This is a genomic window from Streptomyces sp. NPDC051207 (genome assembly GCF_040682395.1).
Classification (GTDB): Bacteria; Actinomycetota; Actinomycetes; order Streptomycetales; family Streptomycetaceae; genus Streptomyces.
Genome location: NZ_JBFBAX010000006.1, coordinates 250,563 through 265,391, shown reverse-complemented (window position 1 = coordinate 265,391; position 14,829 = coordinate 250,563). Strand labels below are relative to the sequence as shown.

Below are 14,829 nucleotides of genomic sequence, written 5' to 3'. Positions count from 1 at the left end.
GCCCGCACCCGCACCAGCCACTTCGCAAGGCTTCGCCCCGCCGAGCAACTCGACGGGGCGAAGCATCACGGCCCGGATTAACCAACAGCGTCCCATGGGGGGCGGGCCGGAACGGCGGGAGCGGCGGGAGGATCAGAGGGCGAGCCCGAAGCGGGTGGGGTCGATCCCGGCCACGCTCAGTTCCTCCGTGGTGAACCGCAGGGGCGGAACGTCGGGCCGCTTGCTGTCGCCCAGCGCCCAGGCGTCGTCCCCGATCCGGGCGAGGGTCACGCAGGACTCACCGTCCGGGTGGGTGTTGCCGCCGCACGCCGTCACGAACGCGGCGTGGGAGAGGTCGAGTCGGTAGAGGTCATGTCCGTCGGGCATGGCTGGCCCTTCCTGGTCGGGGTGGCTCGGTGGGACGACCGTAGGGAGGAGGAGGGCACCGGAGAGGAGAATATTCCCCGATATTCTCATGCGGTCACCCTGGATGCATGGACATTCACGCAGAGCCACCAGCATGCTGGGCGCGCAACATCGTTGAGACCCAAGGGGGTTGTCGCGCATGGCACGCAGACTGCGGTTCAACGGAACCGGGAGCGTCGGGGGCGGATGCCCGTCGGTGCATGAGGACCTGGACAGTGGTGAAGTCATCGTGCACGGTCCACCGCTGACCGATCCCGAGGACCTCGCCCAGCTCCAGCACCTCTCGGAGGGGGAGGTCGCGGTGGTAGTGCCCCGAGATCTGCTGGTGGACTGGTCGCCGAAGGAGCGGACACGTCAGGTGAAGACGATCGGACTCGCCGAGTTCGCCGGTCTGTTCGACAAGTTCGAACACACCGCGTGGCGGCTGGAGACGCGGCGGCGCTACGCGAGCGATGAGGCCGGCGACCGCTGGGCGCAGTTCATCGAGACCGGGAGGGTCGACGAGGACTGGGTCGAAAGCAAGGAGGCCAGGCGGTGGGGCGACATGGTCCGCGCCCAAGTCGCCCAGGGAAAACGGATCGAGCGGGTGCGCATCGTGGACCAGCCCGCCACCACGGGTCAGCGCTACCTCTTCGAAAGCGCCAAGTGGAACATTCGCAACGGCGAGGACATCCGCAACATGTGGCGAGCCGACGCGGACCGGCTTCAGCTGCCCGCCGAGGACTTCTGGCTGTTCGACAGTCGCCTCATCGCGCTACTGAGGTTCGATGACGACGATCAGCTCACACACGTGGACCTGATCACTGAGCCAGCAGAGGTGGTGCGTTGCTCCAGGGTGCGCGATGCTGCTTGGCATCACGCTGTACTGCGGGAGCAGTTCGCGGCAGGAATGAGTAGCGACGTGTAAGGACAAGAGCGGGTACCGGTGGGCACCGACTATCAGAGGGCGCGCGAGGAGCTGGGGCGTCGGCTCCGGGAACTGCGGGTCGAAGGCCCTCTCGGTCGCCTCACCGGTACCCAGCTGGCTCAAAGGCTGGGATGGCAACAGTCCAAGGTCAGCAAGCTGGAGAACGGTCGGCAGACGCCGACGGACGACGACCTGCGGGCCTGGGCCGAGGCCACTGGACAGCCCGCCGTCTTCGATGAGCTACGCGCACGTCTCAAGGGCTTCGAGAGCCAGATCCGCTCATGGCGGCGCCAGCTCGCGGCGGGACATCGCCCGGTCCAGGAAACATGGAACGCCCTCGTCTCCGACTCCCATGCCTTGCACGTGTGGGAGAACAGCATCATCTGCGGGTTGCTTCAGACGGCCGACTACGCCCGGCACGTCTTCGAAGGTCATGCCGAACTCCAGAGGTCCCCGCGGGACGCGGAGGAAGCAGTCCGGGCCCGTATGAGACGGCAGGAGTGGCTGTACCGGCCGGGCAGACGATTGAACGTGGTGATGTGGGAGGGAGCGCTGCGGGCCCAGGTGTGCCCGCCCGAGGTGCTCGCCGCTCAACTGGATCGTCTATTGGGCGTGGTGGGGATGAACACCGTTCACCTGGGGATCGTTCCAATGGACGCGCCGCTGTCCCTGTCCCCCGCGAACGCTTTCTGGGTGATTGACGAACGCCTGGTCGTGGTCGAGGACTGGCACGCCGAGCTGTGGCTCGACGACGCCGAAACGATTGCCCTCTACCGCCGCGTCTGGGACACCTTCGCGGACGCGGCAGTCTTCGGCACGGACGCCCAGCAGGTCATCGCGCGGGTCCGGCGGAGCATCAAGGTCTAGCCAACAGGCCTCTTCGGCGGGGAACGGCAGGTAGCGACCGGCAGCGCGGGAGCGTTTGACCCAGCGGCGCCAGCGGGCGTCGTACGGGTTCGGGAGCCGCCATACGTATGGGTCGGGGGTGCGGACCTCCCGGGCGAGGTCGCCGTCGTTCACCGTGTTGTTGCCGGTGAGGCGTCGGGTGACCGCGTCACGAACCAGCCGGAACATGTTCCTCCGCCCCCGCGAGCGCGAACCTGGCCCACACGCACTTGGTGTACGGCTCCTGCCGGCACCCCCAGGCGTCGGCCAGCGCCGCGACCAGTGCCAGTCCGCGTCCGCCTTCCTCGTCCGGGTGGGGCTCGTGGAGCCGGGGGAGCCGGTCCCGGTCCGGGTCGGAGACCTCCAGGAGTAACTCGGTGCCGTGGAGGGTCAGCGTGACCCTGGTCCGGGCGTAGGAGACCCGGCAGTGGGTCACGGCGTTGGTGACGAGTTCGTTGGCCAGGAGGGTCACGCCGTCGGCCAGTTCACCGGTGACGCCCCAGTCGGCGAGGACCTTGCGCACACGCTGCCGGGCGCGGAGCACGTGCCGTTTGTGTTGGGGGATGAGGAAGGTTTCGGTTGCGGGCATGGGGGTGCCTACCTCCTGACACGTCGCCAAGGTGCGCGTTCTGTCGGCGCCTTGATGACGCTATGGAGGTATTCGGTACTCGCACAACCTGAACTCAGGAATACATTCACTCGTCTCACTCGATGGTGTGATACCTCCCAGTGTTGACTGGCTGTGTGGCATGGTTGCCGACGGAGAGGGGAGGTCCCATGCCCGCAGGTGGACGGCCGACGGTGCGCAGCAGGCGCCTGGGCGCGGCGCTCAGGCAGTACCGGCAGGCCGCCAAGCTGGATCAGCCGCAGGCCGCCGAGGTGATCGCGTCAAGTCAGGCCAGGATCAGCCGAATCGAGAGCGGACACGCCACCCCGCGCGTCATCGAGGTCCGGCTGCTGTTGGACGCGTACGGAGTCACGGACCCGGCAGTGCGGGCCAAGCTGGAGGATTTGGCCAAGCACTCCAAGAACCGGGGCTGGTGGCTGGAGCACGCGGCGCATCTGCAACCGGATTACCTCGACCACATCGCGTTGGAGGACGACGCGACGTATATCCGCGAATGGCAGCCGGTCATGGTGCCGGGACTTCTGCAAACTCCGGCGTATGCGGAGGCGGTCATCGCCGGTGGTCCCCACTACATCGAACCCGAACGGGTCACTCAGCTGGTGAAGGTTCGCATAGGTCGGCAGGCGAAGATCGAAGAGGGCGGAGCGTCGTACACGGCCATCCTCTGGGAAGCGGTCGTCGCGCAGCCGCTGGTGAGCGTCGAGATTCACCGGGAGCAACTGTCCGCAATTCTTGAGACCGGCAAGCGGAAGAACGTGACAGTGCAGGTGCTGCCGTTCAGCGCGGGCGTCTTGGCCGGTTACTCCTCCGCCTTCTACTCCTTCAGTTTCGACGAGGAGCCGACGGTCGAAGCAGTCGCCATGGACAATCTCCGGGGCACGTCGGTCCTTGAAGGGGCGGAGGACCTTGCCGCTTACGCCAATGCATACGACCTACTACGATCGTCGGCGTTGGCGCCGGACGCGAGTGCGAAGCTCATCCGAGGCGTGCTGCGGAGCTTGGAGGAAAACTCATCGTGACCGAGGTCATAGGCCCCTTCTGGAAGTCGTCGTACTCGGGACAGGAGAACGCCTGCGTCGAGGTCGCCGACACCGCTCCCGGTGGCCGAGCCGTCCGCGACAGCAAGCAGCAGGACGGCCCTCTCCTCACCGTCTCCCGCGACAGCTGGCACGCGTTCGTGCGACAGTTCCGCTAGGTCCGGGCGGCCTCCGCCACCCACGCGTCCAGTTGCTCCATCGTGGTGGCGGGGTCGGCGATCAGCGCGCCCAGGTCGTCGCCCTCGACGACGGCCGTCGCCAGGGCCGGGCACCGTCGGCAGCCGTCCACGCCGACCTGCACCCACCACTTGCAGTGCGCGCGCAGATGGCACCGCGGCACGTTCCGGCTCTCGTCCGCCGGCGTCGCCGCCACCCGCTCCACCAGGGTGCAGTCATGGCCCCTGCGGTGCAGGCAGTTGCTGACGCAGTGCGACGCGAAGCGCAGTACCCGGGTCGGCTCGACATCCTTCGGGACGACCGGGAGGACGTCTCCGGCCGGCACGGGATCGGCGAGGTAGACGACCTCCCCGCCCTGCCCGGACCGCACGCCCAGTACCACCGACTCCGGTGCGTCGGCCTTGCCGCTCGGACACCAGGTCCTGCCTGTCTCGGAACGGTCCGCGGTGCTCATCTCTGCCTCCTCGTCGGCCCAGTGGACTGCTACACGGCCTGACCGGCGCAGCTCGGGACGCAGGAGGTGGCGGCCGTGCGCTCCTGCTCGACTGCCTCGGTGAGGTGGAGCTGCAACTGCGCCGACGTGATCTGCCGGGGCTTCGACGCCGGCTGGGCCGACGCGGTGCCCGCTCCGCCGAGAACGAGCGCGGCAGCCGCGACGGTGGCGGCGGCACCCGCGGCGGGGCGAATGTTCTTCATGGAAACCTCCTGATTGTCCTGCGGTATGAGGGCGTACCGGGACCCTAGGAGGACTCGAAGGCCACCAGCGGCAGTTCGAGCGGCGGTTCGTGGGCGGTTGGGCCCTAATCCTCGAACAGTTCCAGGAGTTCGCGTACGTCCTCGTCCGGAGAGGCGCTCACCGCCTCACGCCACCGTGCCAGCAGGGCGGGATCGCCGACGTCGTCCATCAGCATCCCCAGGGCGTTCATGGCGAAGACGTCGGTCACCTCCTCCCGCAGCGTGGCGGCGACCAAGGGGGCCAGCTGGGTAGGCAGGTCCTCGGCGTACCTGTGCCCGGATTCGCCGAGCCGCCGCAGTACGAGCCGGGCGAAGATGCCGGGCGGTCCGAGGCCGAGGGAGCACGCGTACAGCTCGGGCACGACGGCTTGGACGAGTTCCGGGCGGTCCCAGCCCACGTCCCTGAGCAACTGCAGCGCGGCGAACCGCCCGTCCCCGCCTGCCAGCGCCTTGCGCACCGACGGCAGCGGGTCGGTTTCGAACAGCCGTCGCCTGGCCTCGCCGTACTCGCCGCATGCCTCGACGAAGCAGTCCCAGGCCTCCTCCTCCTGGCTCTTGCCGTCCTCCCACAACCAGCTCAGCCGGCTCATCGTCTCCCCCTGCGGACGCGGTGCTCCTGCGGCCCCGCCCGCGGAGACCGGCCGGACCTCTCCTCTTGAGACCGCCGGGCCGGGCGGCGAGTTGTACCGACGAGGCGGAAACCCGGCACGGCCGAACGGCGTAACGGCACCGGGCCATGATCGTTTGGCTGTCTGTGAGTTCCGGGGACCGCCCGCGCCCGCCCTTGTGCGGGGCGGCGGCGGGTCCCCGCTCACCGGGCGGGCCGCCATCCGGCAGACCCGCCGGCCATCGAGGATCGGTGACTCGAAGGAGCGGCATGCCGCGCACATCAGACAGCGCTGTGTCCACCGAGAGGTCCCCCGTGCGGCGGTTCGGCCGCCGCGTCGCGCTCGTGGCGGTGGTGGTGACCGGCTCGCTGCTGCCCCTGGGGATCGGCGCCCCGGTGCAGGCGGAGGAGGCGAAGAGGAAGGAGTTCCTGACGCCGGGCGAGTACACCTTCCAGGTGCCGTACGGGGCGAGTCGGGTCGTCGTCGACATCTACGGAGCCGGCGGCGGTGGCGGCGGGGGCGGCGGCGGTGCCGCCGGAGCCGGTGGTGGGGGAGGCGGAGGCGGAGGTCGCTCGTGGGCCAACGCCGGAGGTGGCGGCGGCGGTGGCGGTGGGGGCGCCGGTGGCGGCGGGGGCGGGGGTGGCGCCTCCGGTGCCCGCCTGCAGTGCGTGCTGCAGAAGGACGCCGCCTCGTTCCTGCGCATCACCGTGGGCGACGGAGGGGCCGGAGCCGTCGGCGGTGCCGGTGCCCGCGAGGACGAGACGTGGGGAAGCGGAGGCAGCGGAAGCCCGCTGACCGCCGGCGGAGGCGGCAACGGCAAGGGCGGTGCCGCGGGCCAGAAGGCCGACGCCAAGGGGCGGACGGGCGGCTCGTCCTTCGTCAACGGCCTGGAGGCACGCGGTGGCGAAGGAGGCGTTCCCGGCGCGGGCGGCAACAGCGGCAGCGGCGGAGGCGGCGGCTACGGAGGCGAGAAGAAGGGCGGCGCGGGCGGCGGCGGAGCCGGCGCCACCCGGCCCGGCGCGGGCGGCGGCGGAGGCAAGGGCCTCAACGCCATCTACAACTACTTCGACTGCAAGAGCGCCTGGAAGAACGAGAACGGTTCCGTCGGCGGCACCGGTGGCGCGGGCGCGGTCGGACGGGAAGGCGCGGCCGGCCAGCGAGGCGAAGGCATCCTGAACGGTCGTACGAAGGGCGGCGACGGAGGCGCGGGCGGTGCGGGCGGCGCACCGGGCAAGGGCGCCGCGGCCCCCTACGGGGCCGGTGGCGACGGAGGCACCGGAGGTGCCGGCGGCTGGGGCCGCAGCGGCGGCAAGGGCGGCTGCTACGAACCCAATCTCGGCACCGCGGCCGGCGACTGCATCCACGGGGACGAGGGCGGTTACGGCCACCGCGGCTCCCAGGGCGCCACGGGCGCCAAGGGCGCTCCCGGCGCCGTCATCGTCACCTGGTCCTGAGCGGCACACCCCTTCACCCGCGACGGCCCCGCCGGAAACCCGGCGGGGCCGTCGCGGCGGCTCGCGCCCTCCGACCCCAGCCGCCGCGCAGGGCCGTGCGACTGGTCAGTTCCGGCTCGTCTCCTCGACGACCCACGACAGGTAGGCGTCCGACCCGCCGGTCACGGGGAGAGTGATCCACTCGGGAACGTCGTAGGAGTGCTTCCCGGCCACCCAGGCCTCCAGCTCCGCGAGCCGGTCCGTGGTCGTCTTGTAGGAGATCCGCCATTCCTGGGCCGTCTCGACCTTGTCCTGCCACCGGTAGAAGGCGGTGAACGGCGCGTCGACGTGAGCGCACGCCGCCAGCCCGCTCTCGACCGCGCCCCGCGCCAGCGCCTTCGCCCGGTCCTCGTCGTCGATGGTGGTCTGCGCGATCACGATGTCGGTCATGCCCCTACCTTTCAAGCCGGGAGTGTCCCGACCCTAACCGGCGTGCGGGCCGGTGGCGGCGGGCAAGGCGGTGGTGGCGGTCCTCGCTGGTCAGCCCTGGTCGCCGGGGATGCGGGGGCAGCAGGTCAGGGCGGCGGCGTTGTCCGCGGCCAGCGAGTGGGCCAGGACGATCAGGTCGGCCACGCGCGGGTCGCCGACGGAGTAGCGCAGTTTCCTGCCGTCGCGGCGGGCGGTGACGTAGCCGCAGTCGGTGAGACAGGACAGGTGCACCGAGACCCGCGGCTGGGAGATGCCGGCGTGGTCGACGCAGTCGGCCGAGGTGCGCTCACCGCGAAGGATGTACTCCAGCAGCTTCAGCCGGGTCGGGTCCGACAGGGCGCGGAAGAACCTCGCCACCGTGTCCAGATGGGTGCACGGCACCTCCCGCACGCCCTCCTCGGTGGAGGGGCCGGGAGCGGTGGCGCGGTCGGGCATGAGCGTCTCCACCACTTGAACTATTCGCCTGTCCGCATAGTAGGGTGGCGACGAGCTATTCGGCAAGGCGCATAGCAGCGGTGCCCGGTCACACGTGGCCCGCACGGGAGGAGGCCGCGGTGAGCGCAGCGGACAACGGCTACGACCTGGCGGTCATCGGCTCCGGCGGCGGCGCGTTCGCCGCGGCGATCGCTGCGCGGCGCAAGGGCCGCTCGGTCGTGATGGTCGAACGCGCCACGACGGGCGGTACGTGCGTGAACACCGGCTGCGTGCCGTCCAAGGCGCTGCTGGCCGCCGCCGAGGCCCGCCGCGGCGCGCTGGAGGGCCGGCGTTTCCCCGGCATCCGTACCGAGGCGGGGCCGGTGGACTTCGACGCGCTGATCGACGGCAAGAGCACACTGGTCCAGCGGCTGCGGGCGGAGAAGTACACCGGCCTGGCCGCCGAGTACGGCTGGCACATCCTGACGGGCACCGCCCGCTTCACCGGCAGCCCGGACGCCCCGGCCCTGGAGGTCGTCGCGAGGGGTGGTGAGAGCCGCCGGATCGAGGCCGCGCACTACCTGATCGCCACCGGCTCGGCACCGTGGGCGCCGCCCGTCGAAGGCCTGCGGGAGGCGGGTTGGCTGACCTCCACCACCGCCATGGACCTGGACGCGCTGCCAGAGAGCCTGCTGGTCCTGGGCGCCGGGTACGTCGGCCTGGAGCAGGCCCAGCTCTTCGCCCGCCTGGGCAGCAAGGTCACCGTGGTCGCGCGCAGCCGCCCGACCTCCCGTGAGGAACCCGAGATCTCCGCCGCCCTGGAGGACGTCTTCGCCGACGAGGGCATCACCGTCCACACGCACACCCGTCTGACCGCGGTGCGCCGGGACGCCGACGGCATCGCGGCCACCGCCCGTACCGGCGACGGCCGCGAGCTGCACCTGCGCGCCACCGAGCTGCTGGTGGCCACCGGCCGCCGACCGGTCACCGACGGCCTTGGCCTGGACGCGGTCGGGGTGGCAACCGGCGAACGCGGCGAAGTGGCCGTCGACCGGCAACTGCGCACGGCCAACCCGCGGATCTGGGCGGCAGGGGACGTCACCGGGCACCCCCAGTTCGTCTACGTCGCCTCCGCCCACGGTGCCCTCGTGGCCGACAACGCCTTCGACGGCGCCGGGCGCACGGTGGACCACCACCACCTGCCGCGGGTCACCTTCACCACCCCGGCCATCGCCTCCGTCGGCCTCACCGAGGCCCAGGCTTCCGCCCAGGGACATACGTGCGACTGCCGGGTCCTGCCGCTGGAGTACGTGCCGCGCGCACTGGTCAACCGCGACACCCGCGGCCTGATCAAACTCGTCGCCGACGCCGCCACCGGCCGCCTGCTGGGGGCGCACGTACTGGCCGAGGGCGCGGGTGACGTCATCGCCGCCGCCGTGTACGCCCTCGCCAACGACATGACCGTGCGGCAGCTGGCCGACCTGTGGTGCCCGTACCTGACCATGGCCGAGGGGCTCAAGCTGGCCGCCCAGGCCTACACCCGCGACGTCACCAAGCTGTCCTGCTGCGCCGGATGAGACACCGGGAGGACCGGATCATGAGTGGGAGCCCGGAGCGGCCGATGACCGTCGGCGAGCTGTCCCGCCGAACCGGGGTGCCGGTCAAGACACTCCGCGAGTACACCGACCTCGGCCTCATCTACACCCTGGGCCGCAGCCCGGCCAACTACCGGCTCTACGCCGCCGACGCCCTGTGGTGCGTCCGGTTCATCGGCCGGCTGCGCGGCCTCGGCCTGACCGTCGCCGAGATCCGCCGGCTCGCCACCACACCCTCCGACGCCACCGGCCGCCCCGCCGGCGCGCACCTGGCCGACCTGCTGCGCCGTTCCCGCGAGCGCGTCCTGGAACGCATCGCTGCCCAGCAGCGCGTCCTGGCCCGGATCGAGGCGTTCGAGTCCGCCCACCGCGCCGACCTGGCCGCACAGGACCTGTGCTGGGCAGGTGACCCCCGGTGCGCCCCGCGCTGTTGACCCTCACCCCGGGGTCAGACCCTACGGTCCCTCTCATCGGCCCCATCCCTCCCCAGGAAGGACCTCCGTCGTGGACACCGACACCCGGGATTTCGCCGCACGCTTCACCAACGCGCTCAACAGCGCCCCCGGCCTGGAACTCTCCCTGCTGCGGCCCCTGCTGAGGCTGCTGGCCGCCGGTGAGCCGGTCACCGTCGACCGGCTCGCCGCCGCGACCGGCCGCACCGCCGACGAGACCCGCCAGGTGCTCGCGGCCATGCCCGACACCGAGTACGACACCGAGGGCCGCATCACCGGCTACGGCCTCACCCTCAACCCCACCCCGCACCGGTACGAGGCCGACGGCCGCACCCTGTACACCTGGTGCGCGCTCGACACCCTGGTCTTCCCCGCGGTCCTCGGCCACACCGCCCGGGTGACCTCCCCCTGCCACGCCACCGGCGAGCCGGTGCGCCTGACCGTGACCCCGGACGGGCCCGCCGACGTGCGGCCGGCCACCGCGGTCGTCTCTCTCGTCGCCTGCGACGCCCCGGCCTCGCTCCGCACCGGCTTCTGCAACGAGATTCACTTCTTCACCGGCACCGGGGCCGCCGGAGAATGGCTGGCCCGCCATCCCGGGGCCGCGGTGCTGCCGGTGGCCGACGCCTACGCCGTGGAACTGCCGCTCGTCCGGCAGATCCTCGCCGGTGACTCCCCGTCCGGCTGCTGCTGAGCACCGCCCGGGGCGGAACGTGCGAGGGGCGCCCGGCACAACACCGGGCGCCCCTCCTCGTCGTCGAGCGACGGACTACAGCTTCTCGATCACGTAGTCGACGCACTTCGTCAGCGCCTCGACATCCGCCGGGTCGATCGCCGGGAACATCGCCACGCGCAGCTGGTTGCGGCCGAGCTTGCGGTACGGCTCGGTGTCGACGATGCCGTTGGCGCGCAGAACCTTCGCCACGGCGGCGGCGTCCACCTCGTCCGTGAAGTCGATCGTGCCGATGACGGTCGACCGCTTCGCCGGGTCGGTGACGAACGGGCTGGCGAACTTCACGTCCTCCGCCCAGCCGTACAGCGTCCGCGCGGAGGTCGCCGTGCGGCGGACCGACCAGTCCAGGCCGCCCTGGCCGTTGATCCACTCCAGCTGCTGGTCCAGCAGGAACAGCGTGGCGAGGGCCGGGGTGTTGTACGTCTGGTTCTTGCGGGAGTTGTCGATCGCCGTCGGCAGGCTGAAGAACTCCGGGACGTGGCGGCCGGACGCGTGGATCCGCTCGGCGCGCTCGATCGCGGCCGGGGAGAACACGCCGATCCACAGGCCGCCGTCGGAGGCGAAGGACTTCTGCGGCGCGAAGTAGTAGACGTCCGTCTCGGCGATGTCGACCGGCAGGCCGCCCGCGCCCGAGGTGGCGTCGACCAGCACCAGCGCGCCCTCGTCGGCGCCCGCCACCCGCCTGACCGGCATGGCGACACCCGTCGAGGTCTCGTTGTGGGTGAACGCGTACACGTCCACGCCCGCCGCGGCGACCGGTTCGGGGTGGGTGCCCGGGTCGGCGGAGACGACGTCCGGCTCGGCCAGCCAGGGGGCCAGCTTGGCCGCCTTGGCGAACTTGGAGGAGAACTCGCCGAAGCTGAGGTGCTGCGACCTGTTCTCGATCAGGCCGTGCGTCGCGATGTCCCAGAACGCGGTGGAGCCGCCGTTGCCGAGGACCACCTCGTAGCCGTCGGGGAGCTGGAACAGCTCGCTGATGCCCTCACGGACCTTGCCGACCAGGTTCTTCACCGGAGCCTGGCGGTGAGAGGTGCCGAGGAGGGACGTGCCGGTCGCGGCGAGGGCGTCGAGCGCCTCCGTCCGCACCTTGGAGGGACCCGCGCCGAAACGTCCGTCGGCGGGCTTGATGTCATCGGGAATCCGGATCTCAGCCACGCAGGGGAGCGTAGCCGTTCCGGGAAACCTGGGCGAAACGTCGTCCGTCGGGTGAGACGGCCGGCGACCCGTATGGTCCCCGGCGGTCTCGCCCTCACCCGGGTGCCCGCTGTTTCCTTGACGCATGACGGATCTCGAGGCCGAGCTGCGCGCAGTCGTCCGGGGCGAGGTCGGGTTCGGTGTCACGGACCGGGCGCTCGTCACCATGGACGCGTCCAACTACCGGCGCGTCCCGTCGGGGGTGGTCGCGCCGCGCGACGCCGACGACGTGGCCGCCGTACTCGACGTCTGCCGCGGGCACGGCGTGCCGGTCGTGGCGCGCGGGGGCGGGACGTCCATCGCCGGGCAGGCCACCGGCACGGGCGTGGTGCTCGACTTCACCCGGCACATGAACCGGCTGCTGTCCCTCGATCCGGGGACGCGGACCGCCGTCGTCCAGCCGGGGCTCGTCCTCGACCGCCTCCAGGAGGCCGCCGCCCCGCACGGCCTGCGCTTCGGGCCCGACCCCTCCACCCACAGCCGCTGCACCCTCGGCGGCATGATCGGCAACAACGCGTGCGGCTCCCACTCGGTCGCCTGGGGGACGACGGCGGACAGCGTGCGTGAACTGTCGGTGCTCACCGCGCGCGGCGAACGGCTGCGGCTCGGCCGGGACTGGGCCGGTGCCCCGGACGGACTGCGGGCCCTCGCCGACGGCGGACTCGCCCGGCTGCGCACCGGCTTCCCCGAGCTGCCCCGCCGTATCTCCGGCTACGCCCTGGACGCCCTGCTGCCCGAGAACGGCGCGGACGTCGCCCGCTCCTTCTGCGGCTCCGAGGGCACCCTCGGCGTCCTGACGGAGGCGGTCGTCCGGCTGGTGGAGGCGCCCCGCGCCAGTGCGCTGGCCGTGCTCGGGTACGCCGACGAGAGCGCGGCGGCGGAGGCGGCGGCCGGGCTGCTGCCGCACCGGCCGCTGACCGTCGAGGGCATGGCCGCCGACCTCGTGCCGTCCCCGGCCGCGCTGCCCCGGGGCGGCGCCTGGCTGTTCGTGGAGACCGGCGGGGACACGCCCGCCGAGGCGCACGCGCGTGCCGACGCGATCGTGCGGGCCGCGGACGTCCTGGACTTCCTCGTCGTGACAGACCCGGCCGGGCAGCGCGCCCTGTGGCGCGTCCGCGAGGACGCGTCCGGCACGGCGACCCGCATGCCGGACGGCACGGAGGCCTGGCCCGGCTGGGAGGACTGCGCGGTGCCACCGGCCCGGCTCGGCGCCTACCTGCGCGAGTTCCGGGGGCTGCTGTCGGCCCACGGCCTGCGCGGCACGCCGTACGGGCACTTCGGCGACGGCTGCATTCACGTCCGGATCGACTTCGACCTGCTGACCGGCACCGGGATCGCCCGCTTCCGGCGCTTCTCCGAGGAACTCGCCGACCTCGTCGTCGCCCACGGCGGCTCCCTGTCCGGCGAGCACGGCGACGGCCGGGCGCGCGCCGAACTGCTGCCCCGCATGTACGGCACGGACATGGTGGCGCTGTTCGAACGCGCCAAGGGCGTCTGGGACCCCGACGACCTGCTCAACCCCGGCGTGCTGGTCCGCCCGGCCCCCCTGGACACGGACCTGCGCTTCGCGGCGCTGCCCCGCGAACCCGTCGACGTGGCCTTCGGCTACCCCGCCGACGGCGGTGACTTCTCCGCGGCCGTGCGCCGCTGCGTCGGGGTCGCCAAGTGCCGTACGGCGCGGGTGACGGGCCCTGCCGTCATGTGCCCGTCGTTCCGGGCGACCGGCGAGGAGGAGCACTCCACGCGCGGGCGTGCCCGGCTGCTGCACGAGATGCTCGCCGGCGAACTGGTCACCGGCGGCTGGCGGTCGACGGAGGTACGGGACGCGCTCGACCTGTGCCTGTCCTGCAAGGGCTGCCGCTCCGACTGCCCGGTCGGCGTCGACATGGCCACCTACAAGGCCGAGTTCCTGCACCACCACTACGCCGGCCGCCGCCGCCCGGCCGCCCACCACACGCTGGGCCGGCTGCCGCAGTGGCTGAGCCTGACGTCCCGGCTGCGGGCGGCCCGGCCGGTCAACGCGCTGGCGTCCCTGCGTCCGCTCGCGGCGCTCGCCAAGCGGGCGGGCGGCGTCGCGGCCGAGCGGGACATCCCGCGGCTGGCGGCCCGGACGTTCACCTCGTGGTGGAGGACCCGGCGGGCCCCCGCGGCCGGTACCGGCCCGCTCGTGGTGCTGTGGCCGGACACCTTCACCGAGCACCTGTCACCGTCCGTGGGCCGCGCCGCCGTACGGGTCCTCCAGGCGGCGGGACTGCGCCTCGCGCTCCCGCCGACGCTGCGGCTGCGCCACGCGCCCGTGGGCGACGGCCGGACCCGGCTCCTGAGCCCCCTCGCGGCGCTGCGTCCCCGCTCCCGGGTCTGCTGCGGACTCACCTACGTCTCCACGGGGCAGCTGGACCGGGCGCGTACGGTCATGTGCCGCACGCTCGACCTGATGACACCCGTGCTGGAGGCCGGCGTCCCGGTCGTCGTCCTGGAGCCGAGCTGCGCCGCCGCCCTGCGCACCGACCTGCCCGAGCTGCTGCACGACGACCCGCGCGCGGCACGCCTCGCCGCCCGGGTCGTCACCTTCGCCGAGGCGCTGGAACAGCTCGCCCCCGACTGGACCCCGCCGCGCGTCGACCGCCCCGTGACCGGCCAGACCCACTGCCACCAGCACGCCGTCCTCGGCGACGCCGCCGACCGCCGCCTGCGCGCCGCGGCGGGCCTCACGGGCGAGCTGGCCGGGGGCTGCTGCGGACTCGCCGGCAACTTCGGCTTCGAGAAGGGCCACTACGGCGTCTCCGCGGCCTGCGCGGAGGACCAGCTGCTCCCCGCGGTGCGCGAGGCCCCGGCCGGGGCGGAGGTCCTCGCCGACGGCTACTCCTGCCGGACGCAGCTGGAGCAGCTCGCGGGCGTCCGCGGGAGGCACCTCGCGGAGGTGCTGGCTGCGGCGCTGGAGGGCGAGGGCGCGGAACGGGACGAGGGCCGCCCCCGCGCACGGTGAGCCCCCGGCCGGGGCCGGAAGGCGGTGGCGGCCGGGGAGGAAGTCCGCGACCATGTCAGGAACATAGGGGTTCACGCCCCTGACCGAGTCCATTACCCTGGACCGGAAAGTCCACGATCCTGGACGCCTCCGTGCGCGATCCTGGACGCCC

The 14,829-nt window shown here is 72.2% G+C and carries 17 protein-coding genes; 9 read left to right on the top strand and 8 right to left on the bottom strand.

Annotated elements, in window-relative coordinates; genetic code table 11:
* Positions 1–132: 132 nt before the first annotated feature.
* Positions 133–366: a DUF397 domain-containing protein gene (locus tag AB0M97_RS09370; RefSeq protein WP_365960136.1), complete on the bottom strand. Its 234-nt coding sequence runs from the start codon at positions 364–366 to the stop codon at positions 133–135.
* A gap of 178 nt (positions 367–544) precedes the next feature.
* On the opposite strand from AB0M97_RS09370, the gene AB0M97_RS09365 reads away from it, so the two are divergent.
* Both AB0M97_RS09365 and AB0M97_RS09360 read left to right on the top strand, forming a co-directional pair.
* On the top strand, positions 545–1,312 hold the full coding sequence (locus AB0M97_RS09365; RefSeq protein WP_365960135.1) for a DUF6879 family protein: 768 nt from the start codon (positions 545–547) through the stop codon (positions 1,310–1,312).
* A gap of 18 nt (positions 1,313–1,330) precedes the next feature.
* The gene (locus AB0M97_RS09360; RefSeq protein ID WP_365960134.1) at positions 1,331–2,179 is read left to right on the top strand and encodes a helix-turn-helix transcriptional regulator; all 849 of its coding nucleotides are present in this window, start codon (positions 1,331–1,333) and stop codon (positions 2,177–2,179) included.
* A gap of 187 nt (positions 2,180–2,366) precedes the next feature.
* Here the strand turns inward: AB0M97_RS09360 and AB0M97_RS09355 are convergent, their stop codons facing one another.
* Complete coding sequence (locus AB0M97_RS09355) at positions 2,367–2,786, bottom strand: ATP-binding protein (RefSeq protein WP_365960133.1); 420 nt, start codon at positions 2,784–2,786, stop codon at positions 2,367–2,369.
* A 188-nt stretch (positions 2,787–2,974) separates the two neighbouring features.
* On the opposite strand from AB0M97_RS09355, the gene AB0M97_RS09350 reads away from it, so the two are divergent.
* Both AB0M97_RS09350 and AB0M97_RS09345 read left to right on the top strand, forming a co-directional pair.
* Positions 2,975–3,844, top strand: coding sequence for a helix-turn-helix transcriptional regulator (locus AB0M97_RS09350; protein ID WP_365960132.1), 870 nt, complete (start codon positions 2,975–2,977; stop codon positions 3,842–3,844).
* Positions 3,841–4,020, top strand: a complete 180-nt coding sequence (locus AB0M97_RS09345) for a DUF397 domain-containing protein (protein WP_365960131.1) — start codon at positions 3,841–3,843, stop codon at positions 4,018–4,020. The genes AB0M97_RS09350 and AB0M97_RS09345 overlap by 4 nt, the downstream gene beginning before the upstream one ends.
* On the opposite strand, the gene AB0M97_RS09340 is transcribed toward AB0M97_RS09345, so the two are convergent.
* The 3 genes from AB0M97_RS09340 to AB0M97_RS09330 form a co-directional block, all read right to left on the bottom strand.
* On the bottom strand, positions 4,017–4,493 hold the full coding sequence (locus tag AB0M97_RS09340) for a hypothetical protein (protein ID WP_365960130.1): 477 nt from the start codon (positions 4,491–4,493) through the stop codon (positions 4,017–4,019). The genes AB0M97_RS09345 and AB0M97_RS09340 overlap by 4 nt on opposite strands.
* A 29-nt stretch (positions 4,494–4,522) precedes the next feature.
* On the bottom strand, positions 4,523–4,735 hold the full coding sequence (locus AB0M97_RS09335) for a hypothetical protein (protein WP_365960129.1): 213 nt from the start codon (positions 4,733–4,735) through the stop codon (positions 4,523–4,525).
* Positions 4,736–4,839: 104 nt separating this feature from the next.
* Complete coding sequence (locus AB0M97_RS09330) at positions 4,840–5,364, bottom strand: hypothetical protein (protein WP_365960128.1); 525 nt, start codon at positions 5,362–5,364, stop codon at positions 4,840–4,842.
* A 287-nt stretch (positions 5,365–5,651) separates the two neighbouring features.
* On the opposite strand from AB0M97_RS09330, the gene AB0M97_RS09325 reads away from it, so the two are divergent.
* Positions 5,652–6,836: a hypothetical protein gene (locus AB0M97_RS09325; RefSeq protein ID WP_365960127.1), complete on the top strand. Its 1,185-nt coding sequence runs from the start codon at positions 5,652–5,654 to the stop codon at positions 6,834–6,836.
* A gap of 105 nt (positions 6,837–6,941) precedes the next feature.
* On the opposite strand, the gene cutA is transcribed toward AB0M97_RS09325, so the two are convergent.
* Both cutA and AB0M97_RS09315 read right to left on the bottom strand, forming a co-directional pair.
* On the bottom strand, positions 6,942–7,265 hold the full coding sequence (gene cutA / locus AB0M97_RS09320; RefSeq protein ID WP_365960126.1) for a divalent-cation tolerance protein CutA: 324 nt from the start codon (positions 7,263–7,265) through the stop codon (positions 6,942–6,944).
* A 90-nt stretch (positions 7,266–7,355) separates the two neighbouring features.
* Positions 7,356–7,751 carry a metalloregulator ArsR/SmtB family transcription factor gene (locus AB0M97_RS09315; protein ID WP_365960125.1) on the bottom strand — a complete coding sequence of 132 codons (396 nt, stop codon included), beginning with the start codon at positions 7,749–7,751 and terminating at the stop codon, positions 7,356–7,358.
* 107 nt (positions 7,752–7,858) lie between these two features.
* Here AB0M97_RS09315 and merA point away from each other — a divergent pair, with 107 nt between their 5' ends.
* From merA to merB, 3 genes are all read left to right on the top strand, one after another.
* On the top strand, positions 7,859–9,295 hold the full coding sequence (gene merA / locus AB0M97_RS09310; protein WP_365960123.1) for a mercury(II) reductase: 1,437 nt from the start codon (positions 7,859–7,861) through the stop codon (positions 9,293–9,295).
* A 20-nt stretch (positions 9,296–9,315) separates the two neighbouring features.
* Positions 9,316–9,747 (top strand): MerR family transcriptional regulator, encoded by a 432-nt coding sequence (locus AB0M97_RS09305; protein WP_365960122.1) that lies wholly within the window; start codon positions 9,316–9,318, stop codon positions 9,745–9,747.
* Positions 9,748–9,817: 70 nt separating this feature from the next.
* On the top strand, positions 9,818–10,459 hold the full coding sequence (gene merB, locus AB0M97_RS09300) for an organomercurial lyase MerB (RefSeq protein WP_365960121.1): 642 nt from the start codon (positions 9,818–9,820) through the stop codon (positions 10,457–10,459).
* A 75-nt stretch (positions 10,460–10,534) separates the two neighbouring features.
* Here the strand turns inward: merB and serC are convergent, their stop codons facing one another.
* On the bottom strand, positions 10,535–11,653 hold the full coding sequence (gene serC / locus AB0M97_RS09295; protein WP_365960120.1) for a phosphoserine transaminase: 1,119 nt from the start codon (positions 11,651–11,653) through the stop codon (positions 10,535–10,537).
* Positions 11,654–11,777: 124 nt separating this feature from the next.
* On the opposite strand from serC, the gene AB0M97_RS09290 reads away from it, so the two are divergent.
* Complete coding sequence (locus AB0M97_RS09290; protein ID WP_365960119.1) at positions 11,778–14,678, top strand: FAD-binding and (Fe-S)-binding domain-containing protein; 2,901 nt, start codon at positions 11,778–11,780, stop codon at positions 14,676–14,678.
* The last annotated feature ends 151 nt before the right edge of the window (positions 14,679–14,829 follow it).

What these genes read in the sequence shown, in the direction of transcription:
- AB0M97_RS09370 (WP_365960136.1), bottom strand. Translation starts at nt 366, where the DNA reads ATGCCCGACGGACATGACCTCTACCGACTCGACCTCTCCCACGCCGCG.
- AB0M97_RS09365 (WP_365960135.1), top strand. Translation starts at nt 545, where the DNA reads ATGGCACGCAGACTGCGGTTCAACGGAACCGGGAGCGTCGGGGGCGGA.
- AB0M97_RS09355 (WP_365960133.1), bottom strand. Translation starts at nt 2,786, where the DNA reads ATGCCCGCAACCGAAACCTTCCTCATCCCCCAACACAAACGGCACGTG.
- AB0M97_RS09350 (WP_365960132.1), top strand. Translation starts at nt 2,975, where the DNA reads ATGCCCGCAGGTGGACGGCCGACGGTGCGCAGCAGGCGCCTGGGCGCG.
- AB0M97_RS09340 (WP_365960130.1), bottom strand. Translation starts at nt 4,493, where the DNA reads ATGAGCACCGCGGACCGTTCCGAGACAGGCAGGACCTGGTGTCCGAGC.
- AB0M97_RS09335 (WP_365960129.1), bottom strand. Translation starts at nt 4,735, where the DNA reads ATGAAGAACATTCGCCCCGCCGCGGGTGCCGCCGCCACCGTCGCGGCT.
- AB0M97_RS09330 (WP_365960128.1), bottom strand. Translation starts at nt 5,364, where the DNA reads ATGAGCCGGCTGAGCTGGTTGTGGGAGGACGGCAAGAGCCAGGAGGAG.
- AB0M97_RS09325 (WP_365960127.1), top strand. Translation starts at nt 5,652, where the DNA reads ATGCCGCGCACATCAGACAGCGCTGTGTCCACCGAGAGGTCCCCCGTG.
- cutA (WP_365960126.1), bottom strand. Translation starts at nt 7,265, where the DNA reads ATGACCGACATCGTGATCGCGCAGACCACCATCGACGACGAGGACCGG.
- AB0M97_RS09305 (WP_365960122.1), top strand. Translation starts at nt 9,316, where the DNA reads ATGAGTGGGAGCCCGGAGCGGCCGATGACCGTCGGCGAGCTGTCCCGC.
- AB0M97_RS09290 (WP_365960119.1), top strand. Translation starts at nt 11,778, where the DNA reads ATGACGGATCTCGAGGCCGAGCTGCGCGCAGTCGTCCGGGGCGAGGTC.